The following is a 26009-nucleotide window of genomic DNA, read 5'->3' as shown; positions in this document are numbered from 1 at the left end:
CCAATGTTATAGTAACAAAGTACTTTCGTTCAGTAGGTTAAATTTTTATATCTTTACTTATGTGCCTTACATAACTGTCATGTTTGTGTAAGAAACATCGATAGTGGCAAGAGTAGAGATTGTATATAGTTGAAAATAGAGAATAGAAGAAATGAGGGATGTCGAGATGAAAACAGTGTTAGAAGCAAAAAATATTGAAAAAGTGTATGACACGGGTGGTAATAAATTTGCAGCGTTAAAAGGTATTAACTTACAAGTAAAAGAGGGTGAGTTCGTTGGAATTATGGGACCTTCTGGTTCGGGTAAGACGACTTTATTAAACGTTCTTTCTACAATTGATAATGCGACGAACGGTGAAATTTTAATTGATGGAAAAGATATCGTGAAAATGAATGATGATAAGTTAGCGTTATTCCGCCGCGATCATTTAGGTTTCATTTTCCAAGATTATAACTTATTAGATACGTTAACGGTGAAAGAGAACATTGCATTACCTCTTGCGTTATCAAAGGTGAAAGCGAGTGAGATTGATCGCCGCGTTCTTGAAATCTCAAAGAAATTCGGTATTGATCATATTTTAAGTCAGTTCCCATATCAAGTATCTGGTGGACAGAAACAGCGCTGTGCAGCATCGCGTGCGATCGTTACAAATCCTAGTATGATTTTCGGGGACGAGCCGACTGGAGCGCTCGATTCTAAATCTGCAACAGATTTATTAGAAAGTATGAAGTCGTTAAATGAATATGATAACTCTACAATTTTAATGGTAACGCACGATGCGTTTGCGGCGAGTTATTGTAAACGAGTTATTTTCATTAAAGATGGTGAGTTATATAAAGAATTGCACCGCGGTGAATTAACGCGTAAACAGTTCTTCCAACAAGTCGTTGACGTGATGTCTTCCATTTCCGGAGGTATGGCTGATGACCTTATCTAGCATTGCCCTCCGCAACATACAGCGGAACTTTAAAGACTACTTTGTATATTTTGCATCTATGATCTTTAGTATCGTCATTTATTTTACATTTAAGGCGTTGCAGTATAATTCACAAATGGAAAAAGCAGCGGAAGCTTCTAAAAAAATTAGTGGGGCGTTCCAAGTTTCCAGTGTCATGCTAATTATTTTCGTAGCGGTGTTCATTATATATTCAAACGGTTTCTTTACAAGGAAGCGTAAAAAAGAAGTTGGACTATATTCCTTATTAGGTATTCGAAAAAGACAGATTGGTAAAATGCTCTTTTATGAAAATATGTTAATGGGATTAATGTCTTTAATTATCGGGATTGCGATCGGTAGTGTCCTTTCAAAACTATTCCTTGAGTTATTAGTAAGTATGATGGGATTAAATTTAAATGTTCATTTTGAAGTGCCGATAGCTGCAATTGTTGATACGGCAATTATTTTCTTTGTAATTATATTGTATACATCACTTCAAGGATATCGTTTAATTTACCGATTTAAGCTAATTGAGCTTTTCCGCGCAGAACGTGAAGGGGAAGCAATGCCAAAAGGATCTGTAATTATGGCATTAATTTCAGTTTTCTTAATCGGTTCAGGTTATTTCTTAGCTTTAATGTTTATGAAGGCAGTTAAGTATGCAGACTTTATGGCAGTTGCACTTTATATTTTACTTGCGACGGTATTAGGTACGTACTTACTATTTATGTTCTTTACAGTATTCGTATTAAAGCGTGCAAGAAATAATAAATCATCGTTTTATAACGGTATGAATATGGTAACGACATCACAGTTACTATATCGTATTAAAGGGAATGCAAAGTCACTTGCGACAATTTCTATTTTAAGTGCAGTAACATTAACAGCAGTTGGTACGTCAGTTACGATGTATTACAACACATTTACACAATCAAAAGCATTTACACCATACAGCTATTCATATGAGAAAAAAGATGCAGAGCTAGATAAGAAAGTAAATACGATTCTTGCAGAAGAGAAGCAGGATCACCCTGTAAAAGATCAATTTGAAGTTGAGACGGTTCCTGTAAAAGGAAAGTTTGAAGGAGATAAAGTTGATTTCATCCTTAATATGAACTACAGAATCTCAGAGAAATATCAGTTTATGTCTCAGTCAGAATTTAATAAACTTGCTAAAAAGATTGATGCGGAAACAGTGAATGTAGCTACTGGCGAAGCATTTATATATGATAGTTCTTATCTGGAAGGATATGAGTTTAGTCCTCAATATAGAGGCAATAAAGCGGTATTCCAAATTGGAAACGAAACGAAGACATTAACAATCAAAGAGGCAAATAATAATGCAATTACAAACTTAGGTGAACTAGTTGTTGTCATTTCAGACGAAATGTATGAACAAGCGAAGCAAGCATTTGGAACACGTGTTGTAAAAAATATTGATGTAAAAGATGAAAAAAACAGTAAAGTATTAACAGAAAAATTAACAAAAGTGATGCCAGCTGGTGAATCAGAAATGGTACCATCGTTTAGAGATTTCTATACTGGTTTCCATATGGGGCTTGAAGGAACAGGATTAATGATGTTTATTGGAATGTTCTTAGGTCTTGTATTCTTACTAGCAACAGGATCTATCATTTACTTCAAGCAATTAACAGAAGCAAATGCTGACCGTGAGCGTTACGTTGTACTTCGTAAAGTCGGTGTAACGAAACAAGAGATGAAAAAGGCTATTGCCAAACAAGTAAGCTTTATCTTTGCGATTCCATTAGTAATCGGAATCTTGCACAGTTTGTTTGCATTAAAAGGTTTAGGGAACATATTACCATTTGAGATTATGATTCCACTCCTAATTAGTATCGGAGTATACGGTGTCATTTATATCGGATATTACTTCTTAACAGTTCGTTCTTACTATAAGATTGTGAGTGCGAAATAATAAGTGAGCAGCTATCGCTATAAGCGGTAGCTGTTTTTTTCATTCTTCATAAAATCTTAAGAAATCTCCTCAATTTTTGTTAAGAAACGATAGTTATACTTAGAAACAAGTTAAAAACTATTGAACGAATGGGGAGAGGGTTACATGCAACTCATAACATTCTTACATGAATTTATTAAACATCCGAAACATACTGGTGCAATTGCGCCAAGTTCAAAAATATTAGCAAAGAAAATGGTAGATGTAATTGATTTTAATAGAGCGAAATGCATCGTAGAGTTAGGGCCTGGTACAGGGGTTTTCACGAAAGAAATTATGTAACTACTCAGCCACCTTTTGGTGTCTTTTTTTATTTTACTTGTTTCATATGCCTCCCATTTGTAAATACTGAGTATATCAAACAGGGAGGTGAATAGGATGATCCATCGAAAAATCATTTTAGATGCATATAAAAAAGGACCTGAAGCTGTTATTTCTTTATTTGAAGAAACATTTTCTAAGTTAGAAAAACGTATACAAGAACTAGAAAATGCTTCAAAAAAAAACTCCAAAAATAGTCATAATCCACCTTCTACAGATGGTTTGGGTAAGCCCGTTACAAAAAGTTTGCGCAAACCGTCTCATCGTCAAACCGGTGGCCAGTTGGGCCACAAAGGACATACGCTTTATTTGACAACGACTCCGGACCATACGATTACCTATTCTCCTACACATTGTACTTGTTGTAACACTTCCTTACACCAAGAACCTGTAAAAGGATACCGCATTCGCCAAGTGTATGATTTACCACCTATCCAGATAGAAGTGACAGAACATAAAGTGTCACAAAAAGAATGCCCACATTGCCATTCTATCCAAGAATCACAATTTCCTTCTACTGTCTCTCGTCCTGTTCAATATGGTCCAAATATAAAAAGACTGATTCCCTATTTAACGCATTATCAGTGTCTTTCTTTGAAACGAACGAAAGAATTCTTTCAAGATTATTTTGGGCATTCGATTAGTGAAGGAACGTTAGTCAATCATACAAACAGTTTTTCGGCTCAATTGCAGCCCTTTCTTCAAGAAGTAAAAGACAAGATCCTTCAGTCTTCTGTTGTCCATTTTGATGAAACCGGTATGCGAGTAAAAAATAAAACACAATGGTTACATACCGCTAGTACACCGGAGGTGACCTTGCAACATATTCATCAAAAACGCGGAAAAGAAGCAATGGATGCAGGCGGAATTTTACCGTCTTTTTCTGGAATTGCGATGCATGATGGTTGGAAATCGTATGATGCGTATACAGATTGTCGACATGTATTATGCAATGCCCATCTCTTACGAGATTTGCAAGGAATTATAGATAGTACGGGGCAAAAATGGGCTCAACAGATGCAGAAATTTCTCACGCAAGCTTTAACGCTGAAAAAACAATACAAAGGAAGTCTGCCAAAAGCAAAGCAACAGAATCTGTTTACTGTCTATCAAGCCATATTGAAAGAACAACCAGTCTTTTCTGCAAAATTAAAAAAGAAAGGAAAGCAGACGCCTGCTCAAAATTTATGGAATCGCTTCGTCAAATATGCTGATAGAATTCTAGCATTCTTGGAACATCCAGACATTCCATTTGACAATAATCAAGCGGAACGGGATATTCGAATGACGAAAGTCAAACAGAAAGTGTCTGGGACTTTTCGAAGTAAGAAAGGCGCAGAATCCTTTTGTCAGATACGAAGCTTTATAACTACCATGAAAAAACAAAAACAATCTGTCTTACGAGCAATAGGCCAGGTTATAGAAACCGGAACGGTTCCTTTGAATCGCACAACTTCATAAGAGAAATTCTCTATTTGATCTAGATTCTTTCTCTTATTGGAGTATTTTCTTTTCATGTTTTCGAATCGGAAACATGTATTTGGCCTGTTTTTTTATTTGAAGAAGCTGAGTAGTTACGAAATTATGAAGAGAAAGAAGAAGGAAACAATATTTCTTCTTATTGAAATTAATGAAGTGTTTTGCAAAGAGTTAACGAAAAAGTTTAAGAATGAGCAGAATGTCATTGTTGTACACGGTTCCGCGGAAAATATAAAGAAGTATATGGAAGAGTTCCATATAGAATGCGTTGATTACGTCTTATCGGGATTACCTTTTACTTCTTTACCAGAAGAAGTTTCAAAGGGCATTTTAAATAATGTAATGGAAGCAATACACGAGAACGGTGAATTTATTACATTTCAATATTCACTTGTGAAAAAAGGATTTATACAGCTTTTCTTCCCTGAAATTACACTAGAAAAAGTGTGGCTCAATTTCCCACCAGCGTACGTCTTTAGCTGTAAAAAAGAGCTAAGGAGAGCATATGCATAATGGAATTACATGAATTATTATCTTATATTGAACAATACGGTTATTGGGCATTATTTTTCTGTTTATGGTTAGGTATTATCGGTATGCCAATTCCAGACGAAATGATCGTAATGAGTGGTGGCTTTGTATCTTCACTAGGGATATTAAGTGTCATTCCTGCATTTTTATTAACATATTTAGGCGTTGTATCAGGGCTATCTTTAGGGTATATATTTGGAAAAATATTTGGTACGAAGGTACTTGATAAGCTAATGAAAAAGAAAAAGGCGAACTATCTTTTAAAATCTCAACAAATGGTAGAGAAATATGGTCACTATGCATTAGTCACAAGTTACTTCATACCAGTTGTAAGACATATCGTACCGTATTTAGTTGGAATGAATAACATGTCATTTAGGATATATGCTTTGTATTCCTATACGACAGGATTTGTTTGGACACTCGTTTACTTTGTGCTCGGTTCATTATTTGGACAACACATTAACAAGATTGTATCGATTGCGATAGAGTATGGCGTGTATTTTGGCGGGCTTGTTTTTGTTGTTGCGAGTGGTGCTTATTTGTATAAGCAAAGAAGAAGTACAGTGATGAGTAAGTAAATAGAATCAAGGTTTACGCTTATTGAGAGTAGTATAAAAGGGAGAGTTATTTTGTAAAATAACTCTCCCTTTTAATCTAATAGTTCCTTATTACTTATATTAGGTGTTGTCTGAAATACAGTTATATAAATTGTTAATATGGTTGTATTAATTAGATTAGCTAATACAGTCATAAAATCACTTGATGGAGTGATAAGAACGAAGATTGAAAGTATGGCAGAAGCAAGTGGAATAAACTTTTGTAGTGTAGTTAACTTTCCATTTTTATGAAGCTTCGAAGATTGAAAGAAGCAAAGTAAGAAAATAAAGGATGTAAATAATAATCCTAAATGTCCCCACCCATCTTCAATATACCAAGGTAAAAAGTTCATTCCCGATGTAAATGTGGATCTTCTAGTTGTAGAGAAGCAATGGATGATTCTAAAGACTTTTGTAACATAGCGTTTAAAAATGCAATTAGAATATCTTCACTACCATTCGTACCAAACAATTGTTTAAATGCAAAATCAATGCGTAAATTAACTAACTGTTGGTTGAACAAAGTTTGTCCTCTCCCTTGTATTAAGCTGCTTCTTTCCTTCATTGTATCTAAAAAGAACTAGGGCATGCAAATAGGAAACTTTGCTATTTTTTTAGCAATATTATTAGAATTTCGCAAACAAATATGTCTATGTTATACTCTAGTGAAAATGAATTCTTCCAATCAGTAGCCGCTGCAATAGAGAAGAAAGATCCAAGCATTATTGTGAATAAGGATTCTAATACGCACTGGAAAAATTGGGTGGAGTTTGATTACGAAAACTCATATTAAAAATGAAAGAGTAGACTAAAACCTTTCTAAGAAAAAAGACGAGCTAACATTTTAGCTCGTCTTTTTTCATTACACAACCGCAGGATTATAAATCATCGTAAAGTGTCCTTGTAATAGTTCAATATGACAAGGTGTATGAAGCGAGCTTTCTCCATCTGTATCTACTTCTTTTTCTTCTTCTGTTTCAATATGAATGGATTTCGCTTTTACGTGGAAGATGTCATTTTCATTTGAGTCTTCAAATAGTTTCTTTCCGATATAGTCTTTAAACGCTTGAATGCCTGTTGATTTTACAACAAAAATATCAAGTGTTCCGTCGTCGCACTTTACGTTTGGAATAAAGGACGGGATACCGCCAAGATATTCACCGTTTCCAACCATAACAAGGACGGCTTCGTCCTCATATACTTGTCCATCGTACGTAATTTTTACGGGGAATGTTTCAGCATTTTTGACAGTTCGAATGGTGCTTAAATAGTAACCGATTTTTCCAAGCTTTGCTTTCTCTTCCGCATCGATATTGTTTGATACTTCAGAGACAAGTCCAATGCCCCAGAAGTTTAAGAAGTGTAGGTCATTTGCTTTTGCGACGTCAACTGGTTTTACATGCCCTTGTGTAATGAGTTTTGCCGCTTCTGCGATGTTTTGCGGAACGCCTAGCGTACGAGAGAAGTCATTGCAAGTTCCGCCTGGAATGATTGCAAGTGTAGGTCTAGTTTCAAGAGGTGCTAAGCCATTTGTGCATTCAAATACAGTGCCGTCACCACCAAAGACGATAATTAAATCTACTTTACTAGCAAACTCCTGACAATATTTTGTTGCATCACCTTGCTTTTTCGTATGAAGGATATGTAAGTCAGGAAAGGCTGCTGCAAGAGGTGGTACGATTTTCGTTAAGTTCGTATGTAAATCGCCTTGCCCTGCTTTTGGATTTACGATGAGGAGTACTTTTTCAAATTTTGTCTTTGTCATTTTTATTCTCTCCCTTTGTCTTTTACGAATCGTGATAGAAAATAAACTTCCACCAGTAATTGATGGTGGAAGTTTATTCTATTATATTATTCCGTTACAACTGAAGCGATAAATGGTAAGTTACGATATTTTTCTGCGCAGTCGATACCGTAGCCAACGATAAATTCGTCTGGAATTTGGAAGCCAACATATTCAGCTTTTAAGTCCACTTTACGACGCTCAGGTTTATCAAGTAACGTACAGAATTTCAATGCTTTCGGTTTATGCATAAAGAAGTGATCTTTTAAGAAGTGAAGTGTTAAACCAGAATCGATAATATCTTCTACGACAATTACGTTTTTTCCAGTAATGTTTACATCGATATCTTTTAATAGTTTTACTTTTCCAGTTGTTTCTGTTTGATTTCCGTAGCTAGATGCAGAAATAAAGTCGATTGTTACATCGTTTTTAATGTGACGAATTAAATCGGCAGCGAATACGAAAGATCCTTTTAATACAGCGATTACTACGATTTCTTCTCCTTCAAAGTCACGTTCGATTTGAAGTGCTAGTTCTTTTACTTTTTCTTGTAATTGTTCTTCAGAAATTAAAGTATCTTTTATTTCAAGATTCATTGGAGTCCTCCTACAGTGTAAAACTTGTGAACATTTCGACTGTAAAGGAAAGAAAGGGAAAAGTCAAAGAAGATATAAGTTTTTTACAGAAATCCCCACAAAATAGTCAGATGATATGATATACTGATTATATCAAGAAAACGCTTCCAAAAGGGTGGTTATGATGAGAAAGAAAGAGTATACAAGTGCAACATTTATAAAAGCATTGTTTTTAACAATTGTTCTTGGCAGTTTAGCTTACATAATTGATGTACCAGCGATTCGGATTTCACTAATTGGAATGACTTTAGTATTAGGCGCAATTTCCCACGGTATGATGTCACAGCTGCAAGAAGCTGGAGTCGATCATATGAAAGATCATATAGATGAGAACTGAGAAACCTTCACGTATAGAGAGTGAAGGTTTTTTGTTTCTTACAAAAATGTAAGGTAGTTGTAAGGCAAATCGATAGTTGCATAGTAGTGTTTTGGATAAACTATAGGTGTAAGGTAAAAGGCAAACATATTTTAGGTAAATTAAGTTTTAGGCACTCTATATGTGAAAAAGGAGTAGGAGGGCATGGAGAAACGTTGGACGACCTTTTCTTTTTTAGCAACTAGCAACACCGTAATGCTAGCTGGCGAAATGGATTTTTTGCACTTGTTTGATCGAGAAGACGATCATTCTTCTTCTAAATTTACAATGAAATGGAATAAATGGAGCGAAAGTTGTAGGTTTGAAGAAGAGGCCCCTAACGAAGAGCAAAAGATTATTTTGACAAACCCTATTAAAGCGTGGGTTGTTCAACGTCGTAAGTGTAACGTCAAAAATCACTTAAAGAAAACTGAGCCGAGACAATTAGTTATCGCTCCGGCCCGTTCTACTTCTAAATCACGCGAAAGTAACATGTAAATATTGAGACACACACCCGAAAAAACATCGTATATATTGCGATGTTTTTTAATTTTTCTACAATGAAATCTTTAAATGAAATATATTTCATCTGCATTTTATATTTATATCTCTTGTTTATTCTAGTGATACATCCGATGCGAAGTGATGTAAAACGTATAAAAGGAGAGAAATAAAATGAAAAAGAAACTATTACCAATTTGTGCAATGGCACTTTTAACAGTAGGATATTCTTCAGTAGCGAGTGCATCTACTGGAACATTAACAAAGGAAGAAGCAGCGCAATTGCAGCAAGATAAAGTTAAAAAAGAAGAAGCAATTAAGAAACAGCAAAAAAATGATATAGAGAAAAAGCAAGCGGCACAAGTACAAGAAAAAAGTGATATGGCTAAAAAAGAGGAAGCGATAAAAGCCACGCAAAAGAGTGAAGAAGAGAAAAAGATAGCAGCACAAGAACAGTTGAAAAATGATATGGCAAAAAAAGAAGCAGCACAAGTACAACAAAAAAATGGTGCAGTAAAAAAAGAAGTAGCGAAGCCAGCTGTACAAGGTGAAAAATTACCAAACACAGCATCAAATAATGTAGCAATGATGGCACTAAGCGCATGTCTTGTAGCGATAGGTACATTATTTGGTTTGAATCGTCGCAATAAAGTTAAGGCGTAAATAAAATATTGTCCTATAAAGAATGGAATAATTTCATATATTAAAAATGGTAGGTTATTCCTACCATTTTTGGCATGGAGGGATGAAACATGAAGTTACTCAATTATATCGGTATCATATTGATGGCTATAGGGCTATTTATGGGATCATATTACGCTATGGAATGGTATAAAGGAAAAAGCTCTGCCGGGCAATTAACGAAAGAAGAAATAAAGAGCCTTAACAATATACAACATAATCAACTTTCTCATGAAACACCTGTAACTTCTCAAGTACCTTCTTCTCAAACAGAACATAAAGAAGGAGAAAAGGTAGCGATGTTAAATATACCGAAAATAAAGAAGAAGTTTTCTATATACTGGGGAGCGGATGATGCAACGTTGAAGAAAGGAGTTGGAATGTTCGTTAGTGATTTAACGACAACGCCATCTGGAGGGGGACATACTGTACTGAGTGGACACCGGGATACTGTATTTACAGATTTAGGAGAGTTAAAAGAAAAAGACACTCTTGTTTTAGAGTATGATAATAAAACTTACACATATGAAATTCAAAAGATATGGATTACCCATGCGGATGATCGTACTGTTATTATAAAAAAAGAAGAATCGATATTAACACTGACGACTTGCTATCCATTTAATTATATAGGGGATGCACCAGATAGATATATTATCGAGGCGAAGTTAAAGGCTAGTTATTCAAAATGAAGTTGTAGTTTCTGAAAGCGAGAGGGGGATACATAAGTTATGTCAAAAAACATTTTAATTGTGGAAGATGAAGATATTTTGCGTGAAATTTTAAAAGATTATTTTTTGAGCGAGCAATATGTAGTGTTTGAAGCAAGAGATGGGAAAGAAGCTTTAGTTGTATTTGAGGAAGAAGAGGTTGATTTAGTTATTTTAGATATTATGTTGCCAGAACTTGATGGATGGTCTGTTTGTCGAAGAATTCGTAAAACATCTGAGGTTCCTATTATTATGCTGACGGCACGTGTAGATGAAGACGATACGTTACTTGGATTTGAACTTGGGGCGGATGACTATGTGACGAAGCCGTATAGCCCACCAATTTTATTAGCAAGAGCGAAAAGGTTATTAGAAAGTAGAAAAGTAGCAAAGAAACCTTTAGAGAATGAAGATGATACGTTATCAATTCATGGCATTCATGTCCATTTTCCGTCACGTACTGTTACTGTTGATGGAGCAAATATTACATTAACACATACAGAGTTTGAAATATTAGTGTATTTCATGAAAAATCAAGGAATTGTCCTAACAAGAGAGCAATTAATTTCAAGAATTTGGGGATATGAGTTTGCTGGGGATGATCGCACAGTGAATAGTCATATTCGTAACTTGCGAAATAAATTAGGAGAGAAAGCAAAGTACATTACAACTGTAGTGCGAACCGGTTATAAATTTGAGGGGAATGTATGAGAAAAGGGATTGTACTAAAACTATTTACTCTCACAACAGCATTATGCATGTTAATTTTAGCGACGATATTTATTGGACAAACGATATTTTTTAAACAATATTATGCGAACCGAAAAGTAGAAGATATTAAAGTGAATTTAAATTCCTTTGAGAAGAATTATTTGAACTATGCAGGAAGTGCAGAAGGAATTCAGAAGCTGGAGCAAGATTTTTTAAGAGAAAATAATACGTGGATTACGACGTTAGATCAGAACGGGAATTTAAAACATGCGGATGATTTCTATTTTGAGGTAACGATAGATCATAGGCAACAAAAGAGCTTTGGACAACAAATATTCAAAATTCCTTTATACAATCTCGTCAATATAGAAGAGATTGATAATAAATCATCAAATCAGTTTCTAGGCCAAGGAATTTATTTTGCTGGATTGAAAAAAGAAGATAGTTTTATTCCATTCTCTTTCTCGTTATCTAAGCAGAATTTAAGCGGATCTAATAAACCGTTAGAAAAAGCATTTAAGGAGAAAATGAGTAAATTAGATGGGGAGAAAAAGAAAGCAGCTGAGGAACAAGTAGGTAAGGAAAAGAAGCCGGCTGTTCAGGAGCAAGCTGCCCAAGAACCAGATGCTTACATAGGTGGGTTTGTTACAAAAGTACAGTTTCCAGATGTAAAAGGTCTTGTAAATCCAATTTATAAAAATAGTCTATTTTTAGATAGCATAAAAGAGTTTCAAACGGATGTATTACTAAAAGAAAGTAATCAAATAGAGTATTCAACAAAGACAATGGATTATGAAAAAAATGATATTAAATATAAATTATTAATGAAACCAATGAAGGAAAAAGACGGATCGATAACATATATTTATGCGATGGCTTCTTTACAGCCTGTAGATGAAGCTGTACAAATGGTGCAAGATTACTATATCTATATCATTGCTTTTGTAGTCGTTCTCATTTTTCTAACTTCGTTCTATTACTCAAAACAAATTGCAAAGCCGTTATTAAAAATAAATGATACAACGAAGAAAATAGCGCATTTAGATTTCACAGAAAAAATACCGATTACTTCAAAAGATGAAATTGGTGATTTATCGAAAAATATTAATGTATTATCCAATAAACTCCATTCCCATATTGGACAGCTAGAACAAGATATTGAAAAGGAAAGAAAATTAGAAAAGACGCGGAAAGAATTCATTTCTGGTGTTTCGCATGAATTAAAAACACCACTGAGTATTATGAAAAGTTGTATTTCTATTTTAAAAGATGGAGTAGCTGAGCATAAAAAAGAATACTATTTTCAAGCAATGGAACGAGAAGTAGATAAAATGGATACTTTAATTTTGGATATGCTGGAGTTAGCTAAATTTGAATCAGGCACATATAAAATGAAAAAGGATGCATTTTATATCGATACAGTAATTGAAGATATATGTGAACACCTTTCTGTGGACATAGAGAAAAAAGAACTTCATGTGTATAAAAATATATGTTCATTTGAAGTAGTCGCAAATCAAAATCGGATTGAACAAGTCATCGTGAACTTCATTACGAATGCCATACGTTATACACCGAATAAAGAGGACATTATTATTTCTACAATAGATGAGAAGGATCGTATAAAAGTGTGTATTGAAAATAAAGGTACTCACATTGAAGAAGAGCAATTAGATAAAATTTGGGATCGTTTTTATCGTGTGGATGCAGCTCGTCAACGTTCACAAGGTGGAACTGGGCTTGGGCTTGCCATTTCAAAGAATATTTTAGAACTGCATGATGTTGAATATGGGGCAGAAAATACAGAAGATGGTGTATTATTTTACTTCTATTTACCGAAAAAAGCGTAGACAATGTAATCTACGCTTTTTTAACTTATTTTCATATTATCTTTACCTAATCTTTATTTTTAAGCGATATAATCTGGTTAGAAAATGAGGTTATGTAAGGAGTCGATGAACCGTGCATAGCAATTGGCTAAGTATAATGGTATTTATTTTCTTTTGTGCATTTATTGTTTTTTTAATTGATATTACAATATGAAAAAAAGAGCGCTCATGAAGCGCTCTTTTTGTTTGCATTTATTTGATAAGCAGTGATGCTCTTGAATAAGCGTGGTGAAGTAAGGAATAAAAATATAAGTAAAACGGTACATAGAATATAGGAACCAATCATTGTACTACCATTTACGATTAATGAATATAGCACAGCTGATTGACCTTTCGGTGCATATTGTCCCCAGAAAATGATACCAGCAATAAAGTGACAGAAATAGCGAGCAAAGCTACCGATAAATGTAGCAAGGATAATATAACCAAGAACTTTCTTACCTTCGTTTTGTTTTGAAGAAGGTTTGTCTTTACGGCTATCTAAATTTGATTGTTCTAAGTTATTTTCATTAGACGTTAAAAGTGCTTTTTGAATTGGACGATAGAATAAGCCAGCAAATCCGATAAAAGCAAAGGCAATGAAGTACTCAATGAATGCTTGAATAGGTGTTAAAATGTAAGCATCTCCTACGACAATTTGTAATAGTCCCCAAACTAAACCGCCTAAGAAAGCTGATTTAAAGCCCCAGCGGTATGCAATAATAAAAATAGGAATCATAGCAAATGAAATGGAACCGCCTGTTGGAAGTTTAATTGATAATGGTAAAATGTCGATGACCAGAGCGAAGGCTGCAAGAATTGCAGATTCGATCATCGCTTGTAAATTGGTGTTACGCATGTTGTCTCCCCCTAAATCCAAGTTGTACAAAAAAGAATAGATATCATAGGAGGATACGAAATACGTAAATAAAAAAGAGGTATGTATTTCGGACGTTTGCACAATCCCTGCGTTAGCATTAACTAACAGGTTCGAAGGGTCGGAACGAAGTGTTCCCTCTCAGCGGCATGGCTCCCCCAGTGATAACGAGATTCTTTATTTGCTATTGTTTATTGTAAGCGAAATGGATGAGAATGGCAAACGAATACAGTATGACAATAATTGAAATAGAATTGTAGCGAAATGTTAATAAATATGAAGCAAAAGGGTATAGTACAAGAGAAATAGAGTATGCTATAATTTTTTTGAAAATAATTATCATTCTCTTCTGAGGGGGAAGGTTATGAGCTTAGTAGATATTAAAATTGGAGAGAAAGTGTTAGTAAAAAGTATTCAGTCTTTAGATCAGCTATTAAAGCGTAGACTAGCTGCTTTCGGTCTTGCTGAAGGAAGCGAACTTCGCCTGAAACAGAAAGCGATGTTTAAAGGTCCTTGTACATTGGAGTGTCGTGGACAGTTAATTAGTATTCGTCATTGTGACGCGAAAATGATAAAGGTGGAATTAGCGTGAATAAGGTAGCTTTGCTAGGGAATCCGAATACAGGGAAGACATCATTATTTAATGCACTTACTGGTTCTTATGAATATGTAGGAAACTGGAGCGGTGTAACAGTAGAAAAGAAGGTTGGTAAATTAAAAGATAAGCAAGGAACATTAATTGATTTACCAGGTGTTTATGATTTAAATCCAGTTTCGCGTGATGAAGGTGTCGTTACGAATTTTCTACTAACAGACGAATTTCATCATATGTTAAATATAGTGGATTCTTCGCAATTCGAGAGAAATATGCATTTAACGTTGCAATTACTTGAATTTGGAAAGCCAGTTTCAATCGGATTAAATATGGTCGATGTGGCAAAGCAACGAGGCATTGTAATTGATGTAAAACGATTATCAGAGCTATTAGGTGTAACAGTCGTTCCTGTCGTTGCAAGAAGCGGAAAAGGCTGTGAAGAACTACTTGCGACTCTTAAAGAAAATGACAAAAGTGAGAAACAGCCATTCATTATTTCATATGGTGTACGAATGGATGAAGGAATTGGAGAGGTAATCGCTCTTTTAGAGACAGTGAATTATAAGCATCCGAGATGGTTAGCCCTTCAATTTTTAAGTAATAACGAAGTAGTAGAAAAAGAAATGAAAGCATTACCAATTTATAAGGAACTTGTAGCCATTCGATCTTGCTTAGAAGGAAAACTTGATTGTACGTTGGAAGAGCATATTTACAAAACTCGTGAAGCGTATATTGAAAAGTTAAAAACAAATGTTATGCAGCATGAGAAAGAAGGAAAAATTCCTTTTTCGGAAAAAATTGATAGATTAATTACACATAAAATTTTAGGACTTCCAATCTTTTTAGCAGTTATGTTTTTTATTTTTCAGGTTACGTTTACGTGGATTGGTACACCTTTATCTGATATGTTAGATGGATTTTTTGGCGGACAGCTTACGGATTGGGTAACGGCTGGACTCACAAGTATTGGTGCTTCTGACTTTATTCAAGCGCTCGTTACAGAAGGTATTATTGCTGGTGTTGGTGCGGTATTAGTATTCGTTCCACAAATCTTTGCACTATTCTTTTTCATTTCATTATTAGAAGACTCAGGATATATGGCGCGAATTGCAGTTGTTATGGATAGAATTATGGAGTTCTTCGGTTTAAACGGAAAAGCGTTCATTCCGATGATTATCGGTTTTGGATGTAACGTTCCAGGTATTATGGCAGCGAGAACGATTGAACAAGAAAAAGAACGTTTACTTACAGTTCTTGTAACGCCATTTATGTCTTGTTCAGCACGTTTACCTGTATATGCATTATTTGCGGGAGTATTCTTCCCTCATAGTCAGGCAACTGTTGTATTTTCTTTATATGTTGCAGGGATTGTTCTTGCATTATTAGTTACAAAAATTATGTCGCTTACTATTTTAAAAGCGGAAAAATCTATTTTCGTTATTGAACTACCGCCTTACCGTGTGCCACAAGCGAAAACGTTATGGCTGAGCACATGGGAGAAAGGAAAAGGATTTGTTCGTAAAGCAGGTACATTCATCTTTGGTGGTTCTGTTGTCATTTGGTTATTAAACTATGCAGGTCCATCAGGGTTTGGTGTTGATATGGGAGACAGTTACTTAGCGATGATTGGTGGATTTATTGCACCATTATTTGCACCGCTTGGCTTTGGAACGTGGCAAGCTGCAGCATCCCTTTTAACAGGGTTTTTAGCAAAAGAAGTTGTCGTTTCTACAATGGCAATTATTTATGCGGTGAAAGAAGATGTGCTTGGAAACGTAATGGGAGCACATTATACAGCATTATCAGCTTATGCATTTATGTTCTTTATCTTATTATATGTTCCGTGTTTAGCGACAGTAGCTGTTATTAAACGTGAAACAGGATCAGCGAAATGGACGATTTTCTCAGTCGTGTATCCACTCGTAGTTGCTTATGTATTAACGCTCATTATATACCAAGTTGGATCCTTACTCGGATTCTAGAAGGAGATGTATTGTGATGATGGTCAATATTATAATTGGAGCTATCATTTTTGGTTATGCAGCATACACGTTAGTTAATTTTGTAAAGAGAAGTAAAAAGGGAAAATGCGCAGCATGTTCTTTAAATAAATCGTGTCAGTCGCAAACTTGTAGTCCGGATATGGAGCAAATCGCTCACAAATAGCAAAAAAGCTTTGCGAATTTCGCAAAGCTTTTTTGTTTTACTTTTTAATTTTTACAAGTTGTGATGATTCTACTCCATTCTTTCCAGGGAACTCTTTACTTGGATCTTTATCGAATTTTAATACCCCAACAGATTTTTCATCACCTTTTACATTGCTGTAAGTTGCGTCATCAACAATTGCGAACATATCTGCATAAGCACGGCCACTGCCGATAATTGTATTGCCTTCGTATTTTAATTTTGCTCCATCAAGTGTAGCATTTTCTACTTTTTCTTTAGCAAATAATACACCTTGCTCAGCTGTTACAGCTGGTAATTTATCAAGTGGTTTCGTGTCGTCTTTTTCATTAACTTTGCTAAGTAACTCTTTCTTCACGAGTTCTTCACCAGTTTTCTTATCCATGACAAGAACTTTTTTACCCTCTAATGTTGTCATTTTCATTTTATAGAAGTCTTTTTCTTTCACTTCTTTTTTATTTTGATCTGTAATTTTCTGAACTTGCTCATCTGTCCCGTATAGTACAAAGCCGTTCGCTTTCTCTCCTAATAAAGAACAACCTGATAATGCTCCGAATGAAATTGCTGCTGCTAATCCGATTCCTACTAATTTTTTCATGATGATTTCTCCTTTTATCTGTTTTATAATAAATACATTTTTGTATTAGTCTTGAAATGATGAGAAGCTTGTTTGTTGCTTCTGGTATTAGTGTATAAGAAATATTGAAACGAAACTATCGAGTTAGCTTACAGTAACATTACAATAGTGTAATTTAGTGAAATTGCATAAAAATAAGTCAATTTTGAAGAGGGTTAATGAGAAGATATTAGGAATACAATGTTTTATCTGGAATGTCATATTATATTGGCTGTATTTTGGAAATAACATGTAAGGACATATTAGTTTTGTTATAATAAACACATAGGCTGTAAAAATGAATATTCTTTACTGTAAAGGGAGATTTTTCAGTTTTCCAAGTAGTGAATTTGAAATATGAGGTATATCATAGGAGGAATTTGGATGTCTGTATTTAAGCGATTAAGAGATTTAACAATGTCGAATGTGTATTCAATAATTGAAAAAGCGGAAGATCCAGTTAAGATGACGGATCAATATTTACGCGATATGCAAGCGGATGTACAAGAAGCTGAGAAAAGTGTAGCAGCTCAAATTGCACTTGAGAAGAAATTCAAAATATTATTTGAAGAGCAAGAAGCACTTGTGAAAAAACGTGAAGAGCAAGCTCATATGGCTGTTCAAGCAAGCAATCTTGACCTTGCGCGTCGTGCTCTTGAAGAAAAACAAAATGCAGAGCAAAAGATGAATGAATATAAAGCAAGCTATGAGCAAAACAAAGCTGCTGCTGATAATCTTCGCCTGAAGTTAGAAGAAATGCGTAAGCAATTAACAGAGCTGAAAAATAAACGTGAAACACTTGTAGCACGTGTAAATGCGGCGAAAGCACAAAAGAATATTAATCAGGCGATGTCTGGATTTGATTCAAACTCAGCAAAAGCTGGTTTAAGCCGTATGGAAGAGAAAGCTCTTCAATTGGAGGCTGAAGCAGAAGCAAGTGGCGAAGTTTATAAAAAAGAAAAGTCATTAGATGATGAATTCGCAAGCTTAAACAAAAATTCTGCTGTTGACGATGAATTAGCTCGTATTATGAAGCAGTATGAGAAATAATATAGAATAGACAAAGAAACCGACATGTCTGAAGAGAATTCATGTCGGTTTTCTATTACTCTTTAGAGGAGGTTTTGCAATGACATGGACAAATGTGTTAGCCATGCTTGTATGGACTGGAGCGAGTGCAGTACTTTTATTTGCAATTATGTGGGTTGATTCAATTTTTACTAAATACAATGATTTAAAAGAAATAAAGAATGGGAATACAGCTGTAACAACGCGTTTCGTTATGAAATTATTCGCGCAAGGGTACATTTTATCTCAATCGATAACGAAAGCAAATGACTTATGGCAAGCGCTACTTGCATCAGCAGTTTCTTTCGTTATTTTATTAGTGGTAGAAATGTTTATCGAATTTGTGTTAAAGAAAATGTCTGGTTTAGATTTAGAAGAAGGCACGAAAGAAGGCAGTGTTGCGCATGCGATGTTGGCCGGATCATTACATATCGTTGGTGCACTTATTTTAGGTGCTTGTTTATAAAGAGAGAAGGAGGGGTAAATCATGAGTTTATTTAAACGAATTAAAAATATAATGAAGAGCCCAGAGCCGCCGAAACCGGAGAAGAGTTTATTAACGTTAGCTCCTGGCGATATGATTGAAGTTTCATTAGTCATGTACGAATTAACTGGGAAAACGAGTATGCATTCTCGTAAAGAAATTGTTTTAACACTGCAAGACGGGAAAGATATTCGTTATTTAAAAATTGAAGACCGTGAAAATACGTATTACAAATTATATACACCAATTGATGGTCGTTTAGATTCGATTGATGAAATTCCGACAACAATTGAAATGGATGATACGGAGTACCACATGGAAGAGCAATATAACGGACGTGTTGTTGTGATGGGGAAAACACCATTCTCTGCTTCAGAGGAACAGCATGTATGGGAATTCCAATCAGATAACCGAAAATTATTGCGTATTGAATGGCAAAATGGTCGCACAATGATGTATGAGGGAGAAGCAATTATTCCTGCTGATGTACAAATTATAAGAGCAACGTAAGGGGGCGTAATCATGTCAAACCGATTGTTTACCATGATTAAATCGTTCGTGATCCCTATATTTGCTATCGTTCTATTACTTGTTGTTGCTGGATATGCCTTATCAGGTTGTCAAGGCGGACAGACAAAGTCGATTCAAGACCGTTATCCACTAGAATCTGTCGCAAAAGAAGGTAAACAAGAATCTTACGTGTATAGGGCCGCCAATCGGTCAGTTCCTGAAGTCGCAAAGGAACTCATTAATGAAAGAGAACCGAAGCAAGCATCTAAAGAAGACGAAAATCAAATGTTCCTCGTTTATTCTGATAAGATTTATAACCTGCAAAAGGATAAAGAGAAACCTTCTGATACGTTAATTGAAATAAGTAATAAAGAATTTGTCCGTCAAAATTACCAACCGTCCTTCCTGCAAGGATATATTATGGGAAGTATTTTAAACGATATATTCGGTTCACGAAAATCATCATACGGTGATTATCGCGGATATAATGACAGACAAAATCATAAACCGGTTATTCCAGAGAGACCGCCTACGAAAGAAGAAAAGAAAACCCCGCCTCCAATTACGAAGGAAGGGAAAGGATCTATCATTAAGCGAGGCGATAATGTAGATTCGAAACCTTCCGTAGGAGATACAGGAAGTATTACGAAAAAAGGAGGTAGTACGCCTCCGCCTTCTACTGGAAGCAAAGGAAAAATTACAAAAACACCAGGTGGCTCGAGCGGATCAGATGTGAAGCCGAAATCTTCTATTAAAACGCCGCCAAGGAATACATCTCCTCCGAAAACGAGGGTCGGTGGTTCAGGAAAAATTACGAAGAGAAGATAGTTATAGAGACCGAAAAGTGGAAGTTGCTTTTCGGTCTTTTTATTGTGGAAATTAATTCCTTGTAGCTGGTACAATTAATGTATAAGGAGGGATTAGTATGACTATGTATAAAAGATTTAGTGTAATTATGTTCCTCGTCTTATTTCTCAGTTTGTTTATTAGCACAACGATGAAATTCCACTTTGTAGTAGGTATTCTATGGATACTATGTACATGTACTCTTTTTCTATATGTTCCGCTTCGTTTTCAACAAGAAGTGCCCGCCTTTCAAAAATACGTAGCATGGATTAAGAGAGGAAGAAGATGGGGAGAGTAAAAATATATACGCGATTATTAGAATATATCGACCGCAACTCCAAATATATACGCGATTATCAGGATATATCGATCGTAACTCCAAACATATCAGCGATTATTGAAATATATCGACTTACCGACAAAAACTGACAACGGTAGTATAATAAAAAGAGGGTGTGCAAAAATGTTGGCACACCCTCTTTATTCATAATGATTAATGAATATCGCGTTTCTTAAAGTTACCGCCTTTTACTTCTGCTACATCATAAACTGTAATAAAGGCATTTGGATCGATTTCATTAATAAGTTCTTTCATTTTACTTTCTTCTAAACGGTTAATTACACAAGAAATTTCTTTAAATTTCTCTCTTGAATAACCACCGTATACTTCGTTATATGTTGCACTTCGGCCTAAACGATCGCGAATGGTTTCTACCATTAATTCAGGCTCTTTCGTAATGATTTTAAATGCTTTCGAACCACTTAAACCAACTTCAACGATATGAATGACTTTCGAAGCGATAAAGTAAGCAATTGCCGAAAGGATAGCTCCTTGAAGGCCAAATACTGTTGATACGAAAATAAATACGAACATGTTTAAGAATAAAATAAGGTCACTCGTTCCAAATGGTAATTTACGAGAAAGCAATACAGCTAGCATATCGATTCCATCTAATGCCCCGCCGTTACGTAATGCTAGTCCCATACCGAAACCGATAATAATACCACCAACAACTGTAACTAATAATGTATCGCCTTCAATAATAGCTGGTATTCCGTGCATGACAACGGTACCTATTGCTAATGAAGCAATCCCGATAATGGAATAAATAGCAAAGCTTTTACCGATTTGCTTATATCCTAACCAAACGAAAGGAATGTTAATAACTGCGATTAGAGCTCCTAATGGCAATCCAAATAATCTTGAACTAACGATACTTAAACCAGTCACACCACCGTCTGATACGTTATTTGGAATTAATACTGCTTCTAATCCGTACGCTGTGATAAATGCCCCAATAATAATCATCAAAGCTTTTGAAGCAATTTTTAGCTTATTGGGCTTGTTTTTGATAATTTTCTCCATGTAATTTCCTCGTTTCAAACTAGTTTATTATTTGTTACGTAATTCACACCTAAATTTAATGTAACTACTCAGCTTCCTCACGGAGGCTTTTTTCATTTACTAGTCTGATATGTACTTTTTGTGTGAATACTAGATATATCATACAAGGAGGTGGTATTTATGTTGAAAAAACAAGAAATTCTAGCTGTCTATCAAAAGGGACCTCAAGCTATTTGCGATTTTGTTCATCAATTAGAAAGTCAAATACAGAATTTAAAAGAGCGTATAGAAGAATTAGAAAATCGTTCAAAAAAAAACTCTACAAATAGTCATAAACCACCCTCTACAGATGGTTTTCGTAAGCCTATTACAAAAAGTTTGCGAAAATCATCCCAGCGTCAAACCGGTGGCCAGTTGGGCCACAAAGGACATACTCTTGGTTTGACAGCGACTCCAGACCATACAATTACATATTCTCCTACCTATTGTACTTGTTGCTATACTTCTTTAGACCATGAGCCTGTAAAAGGATACCGCATTCGCCAAGTGTATGATTTACCACCTATCCAGATAGAAGTAACAGAACATAAAGTGGAACAAAAAGAGTGCCCACATTGCCATTCTATTCAAGAATCCCAGTTTCCTTCTACTGTCTCTCGTCCTGTTCAATATGGTCCAAATATAAAAAGACTAATCCCCTATTTAACGCATTATCAGTGTCTTTCTTTAAAAAGAACAAAAGAATTCTTTCAAGATTGTTTTGGACATTCTATCAGTGAAGGAACGTTAGTCAATCATACAAACAGTTTTTCGGCTCAATTGCAGCCTTTTCTCCAAGAAGTAAAAGACCAGATCCTTCAGTCTTCTGTTGTCCATTTTGATGAAACCGGTATGCGTGTAGAAAATAAAACACAATGGTTACATACTGCCAGTACACCGGAGGTGACATTGCAACATATTCATCAAAAACGCGGAAAAGAAGCAATGGATGCTGGAGAAATCTTGCCGTCTTTTTCTGGAATCGCGATGCATGATGGTTGGAAATCATATGATGCGTATACAGATTGTCGTCACGTATTATGTAATGCCCACCTCTTACGAGATTTACAAGGAATTATAGATAGTACCGGAGAAAAATGGGCACAACAGATGCAGGAGTTTTTAACGCAAGCCTTAACGCTAAAAAAACAATACAAAGGACTCCTGCCAAAAGCAGAGCAAGAGAATCTGTCGACTGCCTATCAAGCTATATTAAAAGAAAAACAAGTATTTTCTTCAGAACCAAAAAAGAAAGGAAAACAGACGCCTGCTCAAAATTTATGGAATCGCTTCGTCAAATATGCTGACAGAATTCTAGCATTTTTAGAACATCCAGACATTCCATTTGATAACAATCAAGCAGAACGGGATATTCGAATGACGAAAGTCAAACAGAAAGTGTCTGGAACGTTTCGAAGTAAGAAAGGCGCAGAATCTTTTTGTCAGATACGAAGCTTTATAAGCACCATGAAAAAACAAAAACAATCTGTCTTACAAGCGATAGGTCAGGTTATAGAAACCGGAACGGTTCCTTGGAATTGCACGATTTCATAAGAGAAATTCTCGATTCGATCTAGATTCTTTCTCTTATGGGCATATTTTTTTTCATGTTTTCGAATTGGAAACATGTATTTAGCATGCTTTTTTGTCTGAGGAAGCTGAGTAGTTACAATTTAATTTTAACATTTTATTTGAAAAAATTCTCCTTTAATGGATGTATGCAGGGAATATTATCACCATATTATCTTTAAAATATTTTTGAAATAAGTATAAGAAATCCCATCCTTATGAAAGGATGGGAGAATGTTAAGAAACAATAAAACTAATTACTGTTAGGAATAAAGAGAATCCTAAAATAGCTCCGCAAACTTTCATATGACGTTTACGCCCCATCACAACAATTGCGACATACTCACGAATCATTGCATTAGGCCAGTAATAAAATGCAGTTTTTGATCCGATTCCTTGGCTATTAAGACCGGCTTGCCTTGCGTATATGCCAGCACGGAAAAGGTGGAAATTATTTGTTGTAAAAATACTTCTATACTTACCTTCAGGTTTTAAAGAATCCATAATTTCTTTAGAGAACAACATATTTTGATATGTGTTTACAGAGCGATTTTCTTGCACTGTATGTTCAAGCGGAATACCTTTTTCAACAGCATACTTTTGCATCGCTTCTGCTTCAGGAAGACCTTCATCTGGACCCTGTCCACCAGAGAATATAATTGTTGGTGGTGTATTCACAGCGGCCTGTTTCCAGTAAAAGTCGATTGCTTTATTAATACGACTTGCAAGTAAAGGTGGTACTTTATCATTAATTAAGCCACTACCAAGAACGATGATGAAATCTTGATTACGTCTTGGTCTGTTGAATTGGTATAGAAAATAAGCACTTAAAAAGTTAGATAAGTGTATAAAGAAATATACGGTTATAAGGGAAATACCTGCAAAAATAGGCTCTAAATGTGATGAGACCAAACTTGCTGGATTTATGATAGGAAGTAACATAAAGAATAATATCCCTAAAGCAGCAAGGAGTGTTAAACAGTTAGTGAAACGTCGTCCTTCTCGCTTCATTAAAATTCTAGCATTAAGAAATAACCCAAACATTAAGGCAATAATACCGAAAGGAAGCATAATGAGAAGTGCTAAAATAGGTAAAATTATAATATAGCGTAAGACATCACTACTTGAATTCACAGATATAATTACACAAAAAAGAAGGAAAAAACAGATAAAGGTATTAAATAAAAAGCCGTTTATTATTTTTCGTGGATCTTTTAAATAGGAGATAAGAAAAATAATAAACAATATAAGAGGAATAATTCCGAAATACAGCATAAATATAGTACACCTCGACTTGTATAAGAATTTGACATACCTTTTATATTACATGATTTTATAAGTGAAAATGAAAGAAAAAGGATTTTGAATTTTCTCAATAAAATATATGAATACATATGTTAAAATGTATGTAAGGCGATATATTAAAAGTAAAATGGTTGAAAAGGCACTCTATGGAGTGTCTTTTCTTTTTTTCATGTAATTATGCATATTATATTTATTTTCAAGTGAAGAGGATTAAAATATAAGTGGTAGGCAGACTATATAAAGCAGAATTTCTTACAAACATTTCCCTCTACTTTTTGTATCTAACAATCGTATAACAATAAATAATTCTGTTTTATAGCGTCTGTTTATGAAAGGTGCCCTCTTTGAAGGCACCTTTTTGTTGTTTCATGTAGATACTTTTCACTGTTAATATAGTGGAAAGTATCTATACTAAACATTAGCAATCTTCCGTATAAATATTATCAATTTACTATATATTCCAGTGGTGTTAACCTACATATGAAAGGCTTTCTTTTTCAAAATATTACCCCTAATAAATTTTTGAAGAAGTCAACTGTCTCCAAAATTGCCATTCATGCTTAGCAAAAAAGAATCCAGCAGGATTCTTTTTTGTGTTCGACATGATATGATAAATTGTATTCTGATAATTTATTATTATGTTAAATGGTTATTAAGAAAAGTAAAAGGGAATCTTAGAATGAATTTAAAGAAAATATTTTTAACAGGCGCGATTGTCGTAACAACTGCCTTTACATCTATTGGAACGGCACAAGCAAGTATTATTTTCAAAGATGTTCCAACAGGGCATTGGTCTTATAAAGCAATTTTAGATTTAACAAGTAAAAATATTGTTAGTGGGTACGGAAATGGAATTTTTGGGTTTGGTGATGATGTGACTCGTGAGCAATATGTACAGTTCTTATATAATGCGACATTACCATATGAGGAAAGACCAGGAGCAAATCAAGAGCCAAAGCGCTTTGCTAATTGTAAAGAAGCAAACGATGCTGGATTTTATGATATTACAAGAGATAGTCCGTACTATGGTAAGCATTTAGATCGTGATGGCGATGGAATTGCTTGTGAGAGAGAGAAGAGCGGTAAATAAAAAAGCACTCACCCTGAGTGCTTTTTCTTATGGAAACATGCTATTTTTTTAGGCGATTCTCATAAACTAAAAGTAAGGAAATGAAAGTAGGTGACAAAATGCCGTCAGTTGTGGAAGGTGTTATTATTGAAAACTGTAACGGAACGATTAATTTAGGAGATAAATATAACGTGCAGCCGATTGAAAAAACGAAAGCTTATAATGGATCAGGATCATCGAATACAGGAAAAAAAGTACAAACATTTAGTGGTATTAGTACAGCAGATGTAAGGGATAGCGATGTGAACGATCAAGGAATACAGTTTACTTTATAGATAAATATGTAAAATTGCATAAAATGATGAACTTTCCCTGTGCTACAATCTAGCTGTGAGCTGTTAATGATTCTTCTGTAT

At 34.9% G+C, this 26009-nt stretch carries 28 protein-coding genes, 4 pseudogenes and 1 riboswitch; of the genes and pseudogenes, 24 read left to right on the top strand and 8 right to left on the bottom strand.

Translation table 11 applies throughout. The features are described from left to right. The first annotated feature begins 166 nt into the window (after window positions 1-166). The 6 genes and pseudogenes from QCI41_RS14755 to QCI41_RS14730 all read left to right on the top strand — a co-directional run bounded on the left by QCI41_RS14755 (window position 167) and on the right by QCI41_RS14730 (window position 5824). A complete protein-coding gene (locus tag QCI41_RS14755) occupies window positions 167-937 on the top strand; it encodes an ABC transporter ATP-binding protein (protein WP_000859654.1) in 771 nt (256 codons plus the stop codon). Continuing rightward, complete coding sequence (locus QCI41_RS14750; RefSeq protein ID WP_353837205.1) at window positions 924-2873, top strand: ABC transporter permease; 1950 nt, start codon at window positions 924-926, stop codon at window positions 2871-2873. Before QCI41_RS14755 ends, QCI41_RS14750 begins: the two co-directional genes overlap by 14 nt. Window positions 2874-3017: 144 nt before the next feature. Further along, window positions 3018-3191, top strand: a pseudogene (locus tag QCI41_RS14745) (SAM-dependent methyltransferase); the annotation flags it as partial. A 99-nt stretch (window positions 3192-3290) separates the two neighbouring features. Then, entirely contained in the window at window positions 3291-4694 is a 1404-nt protein-coding gene (gene tnpC / locus QCI41_RS14740) for an IS66 family transposase (RefSeq protein ID WP_353836579.1), read from the top strand. Window positions 4695-4811: 117 nt separating this feature from the next. Next, a pseudogene (locus QCI41_RS14735) lies at window positions 4812-5225 on the top strand (class I SAM-dependent methyltransferase); the annotation flags it as partial. Then, window positions 5225-5824: a DedA family protein gene (locus QCI41_RS14730; RefSeq protein WP_353837206.1), complete on the top strand. Its 600-nt coding sequence runs from the start codon at window positions 5225-5227 to the stop codon at window positions 5822-5824. The pseudogene QCI41_RS14735 and the gene QCI41_RS14730, both read left to right, overlap by 1 nt. Before the next feature lie 71 nt (window positions 5825-5895). On the opposite strand, the gene QCI41_RS14725 is transcribed toward QCI41_RS14730, so the two are convergent. Beyond that, window positions 5896-6195: a hypothetical protein gene (locus QCI41_RS14725; RefSeq protein ID WP_353837207.1), complete on the bottom strand. Its 300-nt coding sequence runs from the start codon at window positions 6193-6195 to the stop codon at window positions 5896-5898. Beyond that, window positions 6195-6365, bottom strand: a pseudogene (locus QCI41_RS14720) (PD-(D/E)XK nuclease family transposase); the annotation flags it as partial. The pseudogene QCI41_RS14720 and the gene QCI41_RS14725, both read right to left, overlap by 1 nt. 141 nt (window positions 6366-6506) lie before the next feature. Here QCI41_RS14720 and QCI41_RS30690 point away from each other — a divergent pair. Further along, window positions 6507-6635, top strand: a pseudogene (locus QCI41_RS30690) (DUF7003 family protein); the annotation flags it as partial. A gap of 69 nt (window positions 6636-6704) precedes the next feature. Here QCI41_RS30690 and QCI41_RS14715 read toward each other — a convergent pair. Continuing rightward, complete coding sequence (locus tag QCI41_RS14715) at window positions 6705-7607, bottom strand: diacylglycerol/lipid kinase family protein (RefSeq protein ID WP_000167910.1); 903 nt, start codon at window positions 7605-7607, stop codon at window positions 6705-6707. An 86-nt stretch (window positions 7608-7693) separates the two neighbouring features. Continuing rightward, window positions 7694-8221, bottom strand: a complete 528-nt coding sequence (hpt, locus tag QCI41_RS14710) for a hypoxanthine phosphoribosyltransferase (protein ID WP_001047287.1) — start codon at window positions 8219-8221, stop codon at window positions 7694-7696. A 160-nt stretch (window positions 8222-8381) separates the two neighbouring features. Between hpt and QCI41_RS14705 the strand changes: the two genes are divergently transcribed. From QCI41_RS14705 to QCI41_RS14680, 6 genes are all read left to right on the top strand, one after another. Continuing rightward, a complete protein-coding gene (locus QCI41_RS14705) occupies window positions 8382-8597 on the top strand; it encodes a hypothetical protein (RefSeq protein WP_002096247.1) in 216 nt (71 codons plus the stop codon). A gap of 183 nt (window positions 8598-8780) precedes the next feature. Beyond that, on the top strand, window positions 8781-9113 hold the full coding sequence (locus QCI41_RS14700; RefSeq protein WP_046199459.1) for a hypothetical protein: 333 nt from the start codon (window positions 8781-8783) through the stop codon (window positions 9111-9113). A 177-nt stretch (window positions 9114-9290) separates the two neighbouring features. Continuing rightward, window positions 9291-9779 (top strand): LPXTG cell wall anchor domain-containing protein, encoded by a 489-nt coding sequence (locus QCI41_RS14695; protein WP_353837208.1) that lies wholly within the window; start codon window positions 9291-9293, stop codon window positions 9777-9779. 89 nt (window positions 9780-9868) lie between these two features. Further along, the gene (locus QCI41_RS14690) at window positions 9869-10489 is read left to right on the top strand and encodes a class D sortase (RefSeq protein ID WP_353837209.1); all 621 of its coding nucleotides are present in this window, start codon (window positions 9869-9871) and stop codon (window positions 10487-10489) included. A gap of 39 nt (window positions 10490-10528) precedes the next feature. Continuing rightward, a complete protein-coding gene (locus tag QCI41_RS14685) occupies window positions 10529-11218 on the top strand; it encodes a response regulator transcription factor (protein WP_353837210.1) in 690 nt (229 codons plus the stop codon). Beyond that, entirely contained in the window at window positions 11215-13068 is a 1854-nt protein-coding gene (locus QCI41_RS14680) for a sensor histidine kinase (protein WP_353837211.1), read from the top strand. The genes QCI41_RS14685 and QCI41_RS14680 overlap by 4 nt, the downstream gene beginning before the upstream one ends. Window positions 13069-13273: 205 nt before the next feature. Here the strand turns inward: QCI41_RS14680 and thiT are convergent, their stop codons facing one another. Continuing rightward, entirely contained in the window at window positions 13274-13945 is a 672-nt protein-coding gene (thiT, locus tag QCI41_RS14675; RefSeq protein WP_353837212.1) for an energy-coupled thiamine transporter ThiT, read from the bottom strand. Window positions 13946-14031: 86 nt separating this feature from the next. Continuing rightward, a riboswitch (TPP riboswitch) is annotated at window positions 14032-14133 on the bottom strand. A 194-nt stretch (window positions 14134-14327) separates the two neighbouring features. On the opposite strand from thiT, the gene QCI41_RS14670 reads away from it, so the two are divergent. From QCI41_RS14670 to QCI41_RS14660, 3 genes are read left to right on the top strand one after another with little or no spacing between them, the layout of a single operon-like run. Further along, window positions 14328-14555 carry a FeoA family protein gene (locus QCI41_RS14670; protein WP_000060512.1) on the top strand — a complete coding sequence of 76 codons (228 nt, stop codon included), beginning with the start codon at window positions 14328-14330 and terminating at the stop codon, window positions 14553-14555. Further along, window positions 14552-16540 (top strand): ferrous iron transport protein B, encoded by a 1989-nt coding sequence (feoB, locus tag QCI41_RS14665; protein WP_353837213.1) that lies wholly within the window; start codon window positions 14552-14554, stop codon window positions 16538-16540. Before QCI41_RS14670 ends, feoB begins: the two co-directional genes overlap by 4 nt. Window positions 16541-16556: 16 nt before the next feature. Beyond that, window positions 16557-16724, top strand: coding sequence for a FeoB-associated Cys-rich membrane protein (locus QCI41_RS14660; RefSeq protein WP_000989597.1), 168 nt, complete (start codon window positions 16557-16559; stop codon window positions 16722-16724). Between the two features lie 37 nt (window positions 16725-16761). On the opposite strand, the gene QCI41_RS14655 is transcribed toward QCI41_RS14660, so the two are convergent. Beyond that, a complete protein-coding gene (locus QCI41_RS14655; protein WP_353837214.1) occupies window positions 16762-17340 on the bottom strand; it encodes a lipoprotein BA_5634 family protein in 579 nt (192 codons plus the stop codon). Window positions 17341-17742: 402 nt separating this feature from the next. On the opposite strand from QCI41_RS14655, the gene QCI41_RS14650 reads away from it, so the two are divergent. The 5 genes from QCI41_RS14650 to QCI41_RS14630 all read left to right on the top strand — a co-directional run bounded on the left by QCI41_RS14650 (window position 17743) and on the right by QCI41_RS14630 (window position 20564). Continuing rightward, complete coding sequence (locus tag QCI41_RS14650) at window positions 17743-18408, top strand: PspA/IM30 family protein (RefSeq protein ID WP_000110279.1); 666 nt, start codon at window positions 17743-17745, stop codon at window positions 18406-18408. 79 nt (window positions 18409-18487) lie between these two features. After that, window positions 18488-18892 carry a DUF350 domain-containing protein gene (locus QCI41_RS14645; protein WP_000220323.1) on the top strand — a complete coding sequence of 135 codons (405 nt, stop codon included), beginning with the start codon at window positions 18488-18490 and terminating at the stop codon, window positions 18890-18892. 21 nt (window positions 18893-18913) lie between these two features. Beyond that, entirely contained in the window at window positions 18914-19420 is a 507-nt protein-coding gene (locus tag QCI41_RS14640; RefSeq protein WP_000051749.1) for a DUF4178 domain-containing protein, read from the top strand. A gap of 12 nt (window positions 19421-19432) precedes the next feature. Then, complete coding sequence (locus QCI41_RS14635; RefSeq protein WP_353837215.1) at window positions 19433-20248, top strand: DUF4247 domain-containing protein; 816 nt, start codon at window positions 19433-19435, stop codon at window positions 20246-20248. A gap of 97 nt (window positions 20249-20345) precedes the next feature. Further along, window positions 20346-20564 carry a hypothetical protein gene (locus QCI41_RS14630; RefSeq protein ID WP_000180096.1) on the top strand — a complete coding sequence of 73 codons (219 nt, stop codon included), beginning with the start codon at window positions 20346-20348 and terminating at the stop codon, window positions 20562-20564. Window positions 20565-20759: 195 nt separating this feature from the next. Here QCI41_RS14630 and QCI41_RS14625 read toward each other — a convergent pair whose 3' ends face one another. Next, window positions 20760-21632 carry a YitT family protein gene (locus tag QCI41_RS14625; RefSeq protein WP_000411241.1) on the bottom strand — a complete coding sequence of 291 codons (873 nt, stop codon included), beginning with the start codon at window positions 21630-21632 and terminating at the stop codon, window positions 20760-20762. 159 nt (window positions 21633-21791) lie between these two features. Here QCI41_RS14625 and tnpC (QCI41_RS14620) point away from each other — a divergent pair, with 159 nt between their 5' ends. Further along, window positions 21792-23204, top strand: a complete 1413-nt coding sequence (tnpC, locus tag QCI41_RS14620; protein WP_353836078.1) for an IS66 family transposase — start codon at window positions 21792-21794, stop codon at window positions 23202-23204. A 252-nt stretch (window positions 23205-23456) separates the two neighbouring features. On the opposite strand, the gene QCI41_RS14615 is transcribed toward tnpC (QCI41_RS14620), so the two are convergent. Continuing rightward, entirely contained in the window at window positions 23457-24494 is a 1038-nt protein-coding gene (locus QCI41_RS14615) for a YdcF family protein (RefSeq protein ID WP_353837216.1), read from the bottom strand. A 709-nt stretch (window positions 24495-25203) separates the two neighbouring features. Between QCI41_RS14615 and QCI41_RS14610 the strand changes: the two genes are divergently transcribed. Next, complete coding sequence (locus QCI41_RS14610; protein WP_353837217.1) at window positions 25204-25614, top strand: excalibur calcium-binding domain-containing protein; 411 nt, start codon at window positions 25204-25206, stop codon at window positions 25612-25614. A gap of 80 nt (window positions 25615-25694) precedes the next feature. Continuing rightward, window positions 25695-25928, top strand: coding sequence for a spore germination protein (locus QCI41_RS14605; RefSeq protein ID WP_033658693.1), 234 nt, complete (start codon window positions 25695-25697; stop codon window positions 25926-25928). Window positions 25929-26009: the final 81 nt, after the last annotated feature.

Source organism: Bacillus cereus group sp. MG4 (assembly GCF_040460055.1).
Taxonomy (GTDB): Bacteria; Bacillota; Bacilli; order Bacillales; family Bacillaceae_G; genus Bacillus_A; species Bacillus_A wiedmannii.
Note: the sequence above shows the minus strand (reverse complement) of the source record. Positions and strands in the feature narration are given on the sequence as shown.

Excerpts from the sequence above, each read along its gene's own strand:
- QCI41_RS14645 (WP_000220323.1), top strand. The coding sequence starts at position 18,488 with ATGACATGGACAAATGTGTTAGCCATGCTTGTATGGACTGGAGCGAGT.
- QCI41_RS14690 (WP_353837209.1), top strand. The coding sequence starts at position 9,869 with ATGAAGTTACTCAATTATATCGGTATCATATTGATGGCTATAGGGCTA.
- QCI41_RS14610 (WP_353837217.1), top strand. The coding sequence starts at position 25,204 with ATGAATTTAAAGAAAATATTTTTAACAGGCGCGATTGTCGTAACAACT.
- thiT (WP_353837212.1), bottom strand. The coding sequence starts at position 13,945 with ATGCGTAACACCAATTTACAAGCGATGATCGAATCTGCAATTCTTGCA.
- QCI41_RS14695 (WP_353837208.1), top strand. The coding sequence starts at position 9,291 with ATGAAAAAGAAACTATTACCAATTTGTGCAATGGCACTTTTAACAGTA.
- tnpC (WP_353836579.1), top strand. The coding sequence starts at position 3,291 with ATGATCCATCGAAAAATCATTTTAGATGCATATAAAAAAGGACCTGAA.
- QCI41_RS14700 (WP_046199459.1), top strand. The coding sequence starts at position 8,781 with ATGGAGAAACGTTGGACGACCTTTTCTTTTTTAGCAACTAGCAACACC.
- QCI41_RS14660 (WP_000989597.1), top strand. The coding sequence starts at position 16,557 with ATGATGGTCAATATTATAATTGGAGCTATCATTTTTGGTTATGCAGCA.
- QCI41_RS14635 (WP_353837215.1), top strand. The coding sequence starts at position 19,433 with ATGTCAAACCGATTGTTTACCATGATTAAATCGTTCGTGATCCCTATA.
- QCI41_RS14640 (WP_000051749.1), top strand. The coding sequence starts at position 18,914 with ATGAGTTTATTTAAACGAATTAAAAATATAATGAAGAGCCCAGAGCCG.
- QCI41_RS14670 (WP_000060512.1), top strand. The coding sequence starts at position 14,328 with ATGAGCTTAGTAGATATTAAAATTGGAGAGAAAGTGTTAGTAAAAAGT.
- QCI41_RS14715 (WP_000167910.1), bottom strand. The coding sequence starts at position 7,607 with ATGACAAAGACAAAATTTGAAAAAGTACTCCTCATCGTAAATCCAAAA.
- tnpC (WP_353836078.1), top strand. The coding sequence starts at position 21,792 with ATGTTGAAAAAACAAGAAATTCTAGCTGTCTATCAAAAGGGACCTCAA.
- QCI41_RS14755 (WP_000859654.1), top strand. The coding sequence starts at position 167 with ATGAAAACAGTGTTAGAAGCAAAAAATATTGAAAAAGTGTATGACACG.
- QCI41_RS14750 (WP_353837205.1), top strand. The coding sequence starts at position 924 with ATGACCTTATCTAGCATTGCCCTCCGCAACATACAGCGGAACTTTAAA.
- QCI41_RS14625 (WP_000411241.1), bottom strand. The coding sequence starts at position 21,632 with ATGGAGAAAATTATCAAAAACAAGCCCAATAAGCTAAAAATTGCTTCA.
- QCI41_RS14605 (WP_033658693.1), top strand. The coding sequence starts at position 25,695 with ATGAAAGTAGGTGACAAAATGCCGTCAGTTGTGGAAGGTGTTATTATT.
- QCI41_RS14730 (WP_353837206.1), top strand. The coding sequence starts at position 5,225 with ATGGAATTACATGAATTATTATCTTATATTGAACAATACGGTTATTGG.
- QCI41_RS14630 (WP_000180096.1), top strand. The coding sequence starts at position 20,346 with ATGACTATGTATAAAAGATTTAGTGTAATTATGTTCCTCGTCTTATTT.
- QCI41_RS14725 (WP_353837207.1), bottom strand. The coding sequence starts at position 6,195 with ATGAACTTTTTACCTTGGTATATTGAAGATGGGTGGGGACATTTAGGA.
- QCI41_RS14680 (WP_353837211.1), top strand. The coding sequence starts at position 11,215 with ATGAGAAAAGGGATTGTACTAAAACTATTTACTCTCACAACAGCATTA.
- QCI41_RS14655 (WP_353837214.1), bottom strand. The coding sequence starts at position 17,340 with ATGAAAAAATTAGTAGGAATCGGATTAGCAGCAGCAATTTCATTCGGA.
- QCI41_RS14650 (WP_000110279.1), top strand. The coding sequence starts at position 17,743 with ATGTCTGTATTTAAGCGATTAAGAGATTTAACAATGTCGAATGTGTAT.
- hpt (WP_001047287.1), bottom strand. The coding sequence starts at position 8,221 with ATGAATCTTGAAATAAAAGATACTTTAATTTCTGAAGAACAATTACAA.
- QCI41_RS14615 (WP_353837216.1), bottom strand. The coding sequence starts at position 24,494 with ATGCTGTATTTCGGAATTATTCCTCTTATATTGTTTATTATTTTTCTT.
- QCI41_RS14705 (WP_002096247.1), top strand. The coding sequence starts at position 8,382 with ATGATGAGAAAGAAAGAGTATACAAGTGCAACATTTATAAAAGCATTG.
- QCI41_RS14685 (WP_353837210.1), top strand. The coding sequence starts at position 10,529 with ATGTCAAAAAACATTTTAATTGTGGAAGATGAAGATATTTTGCGTGAA.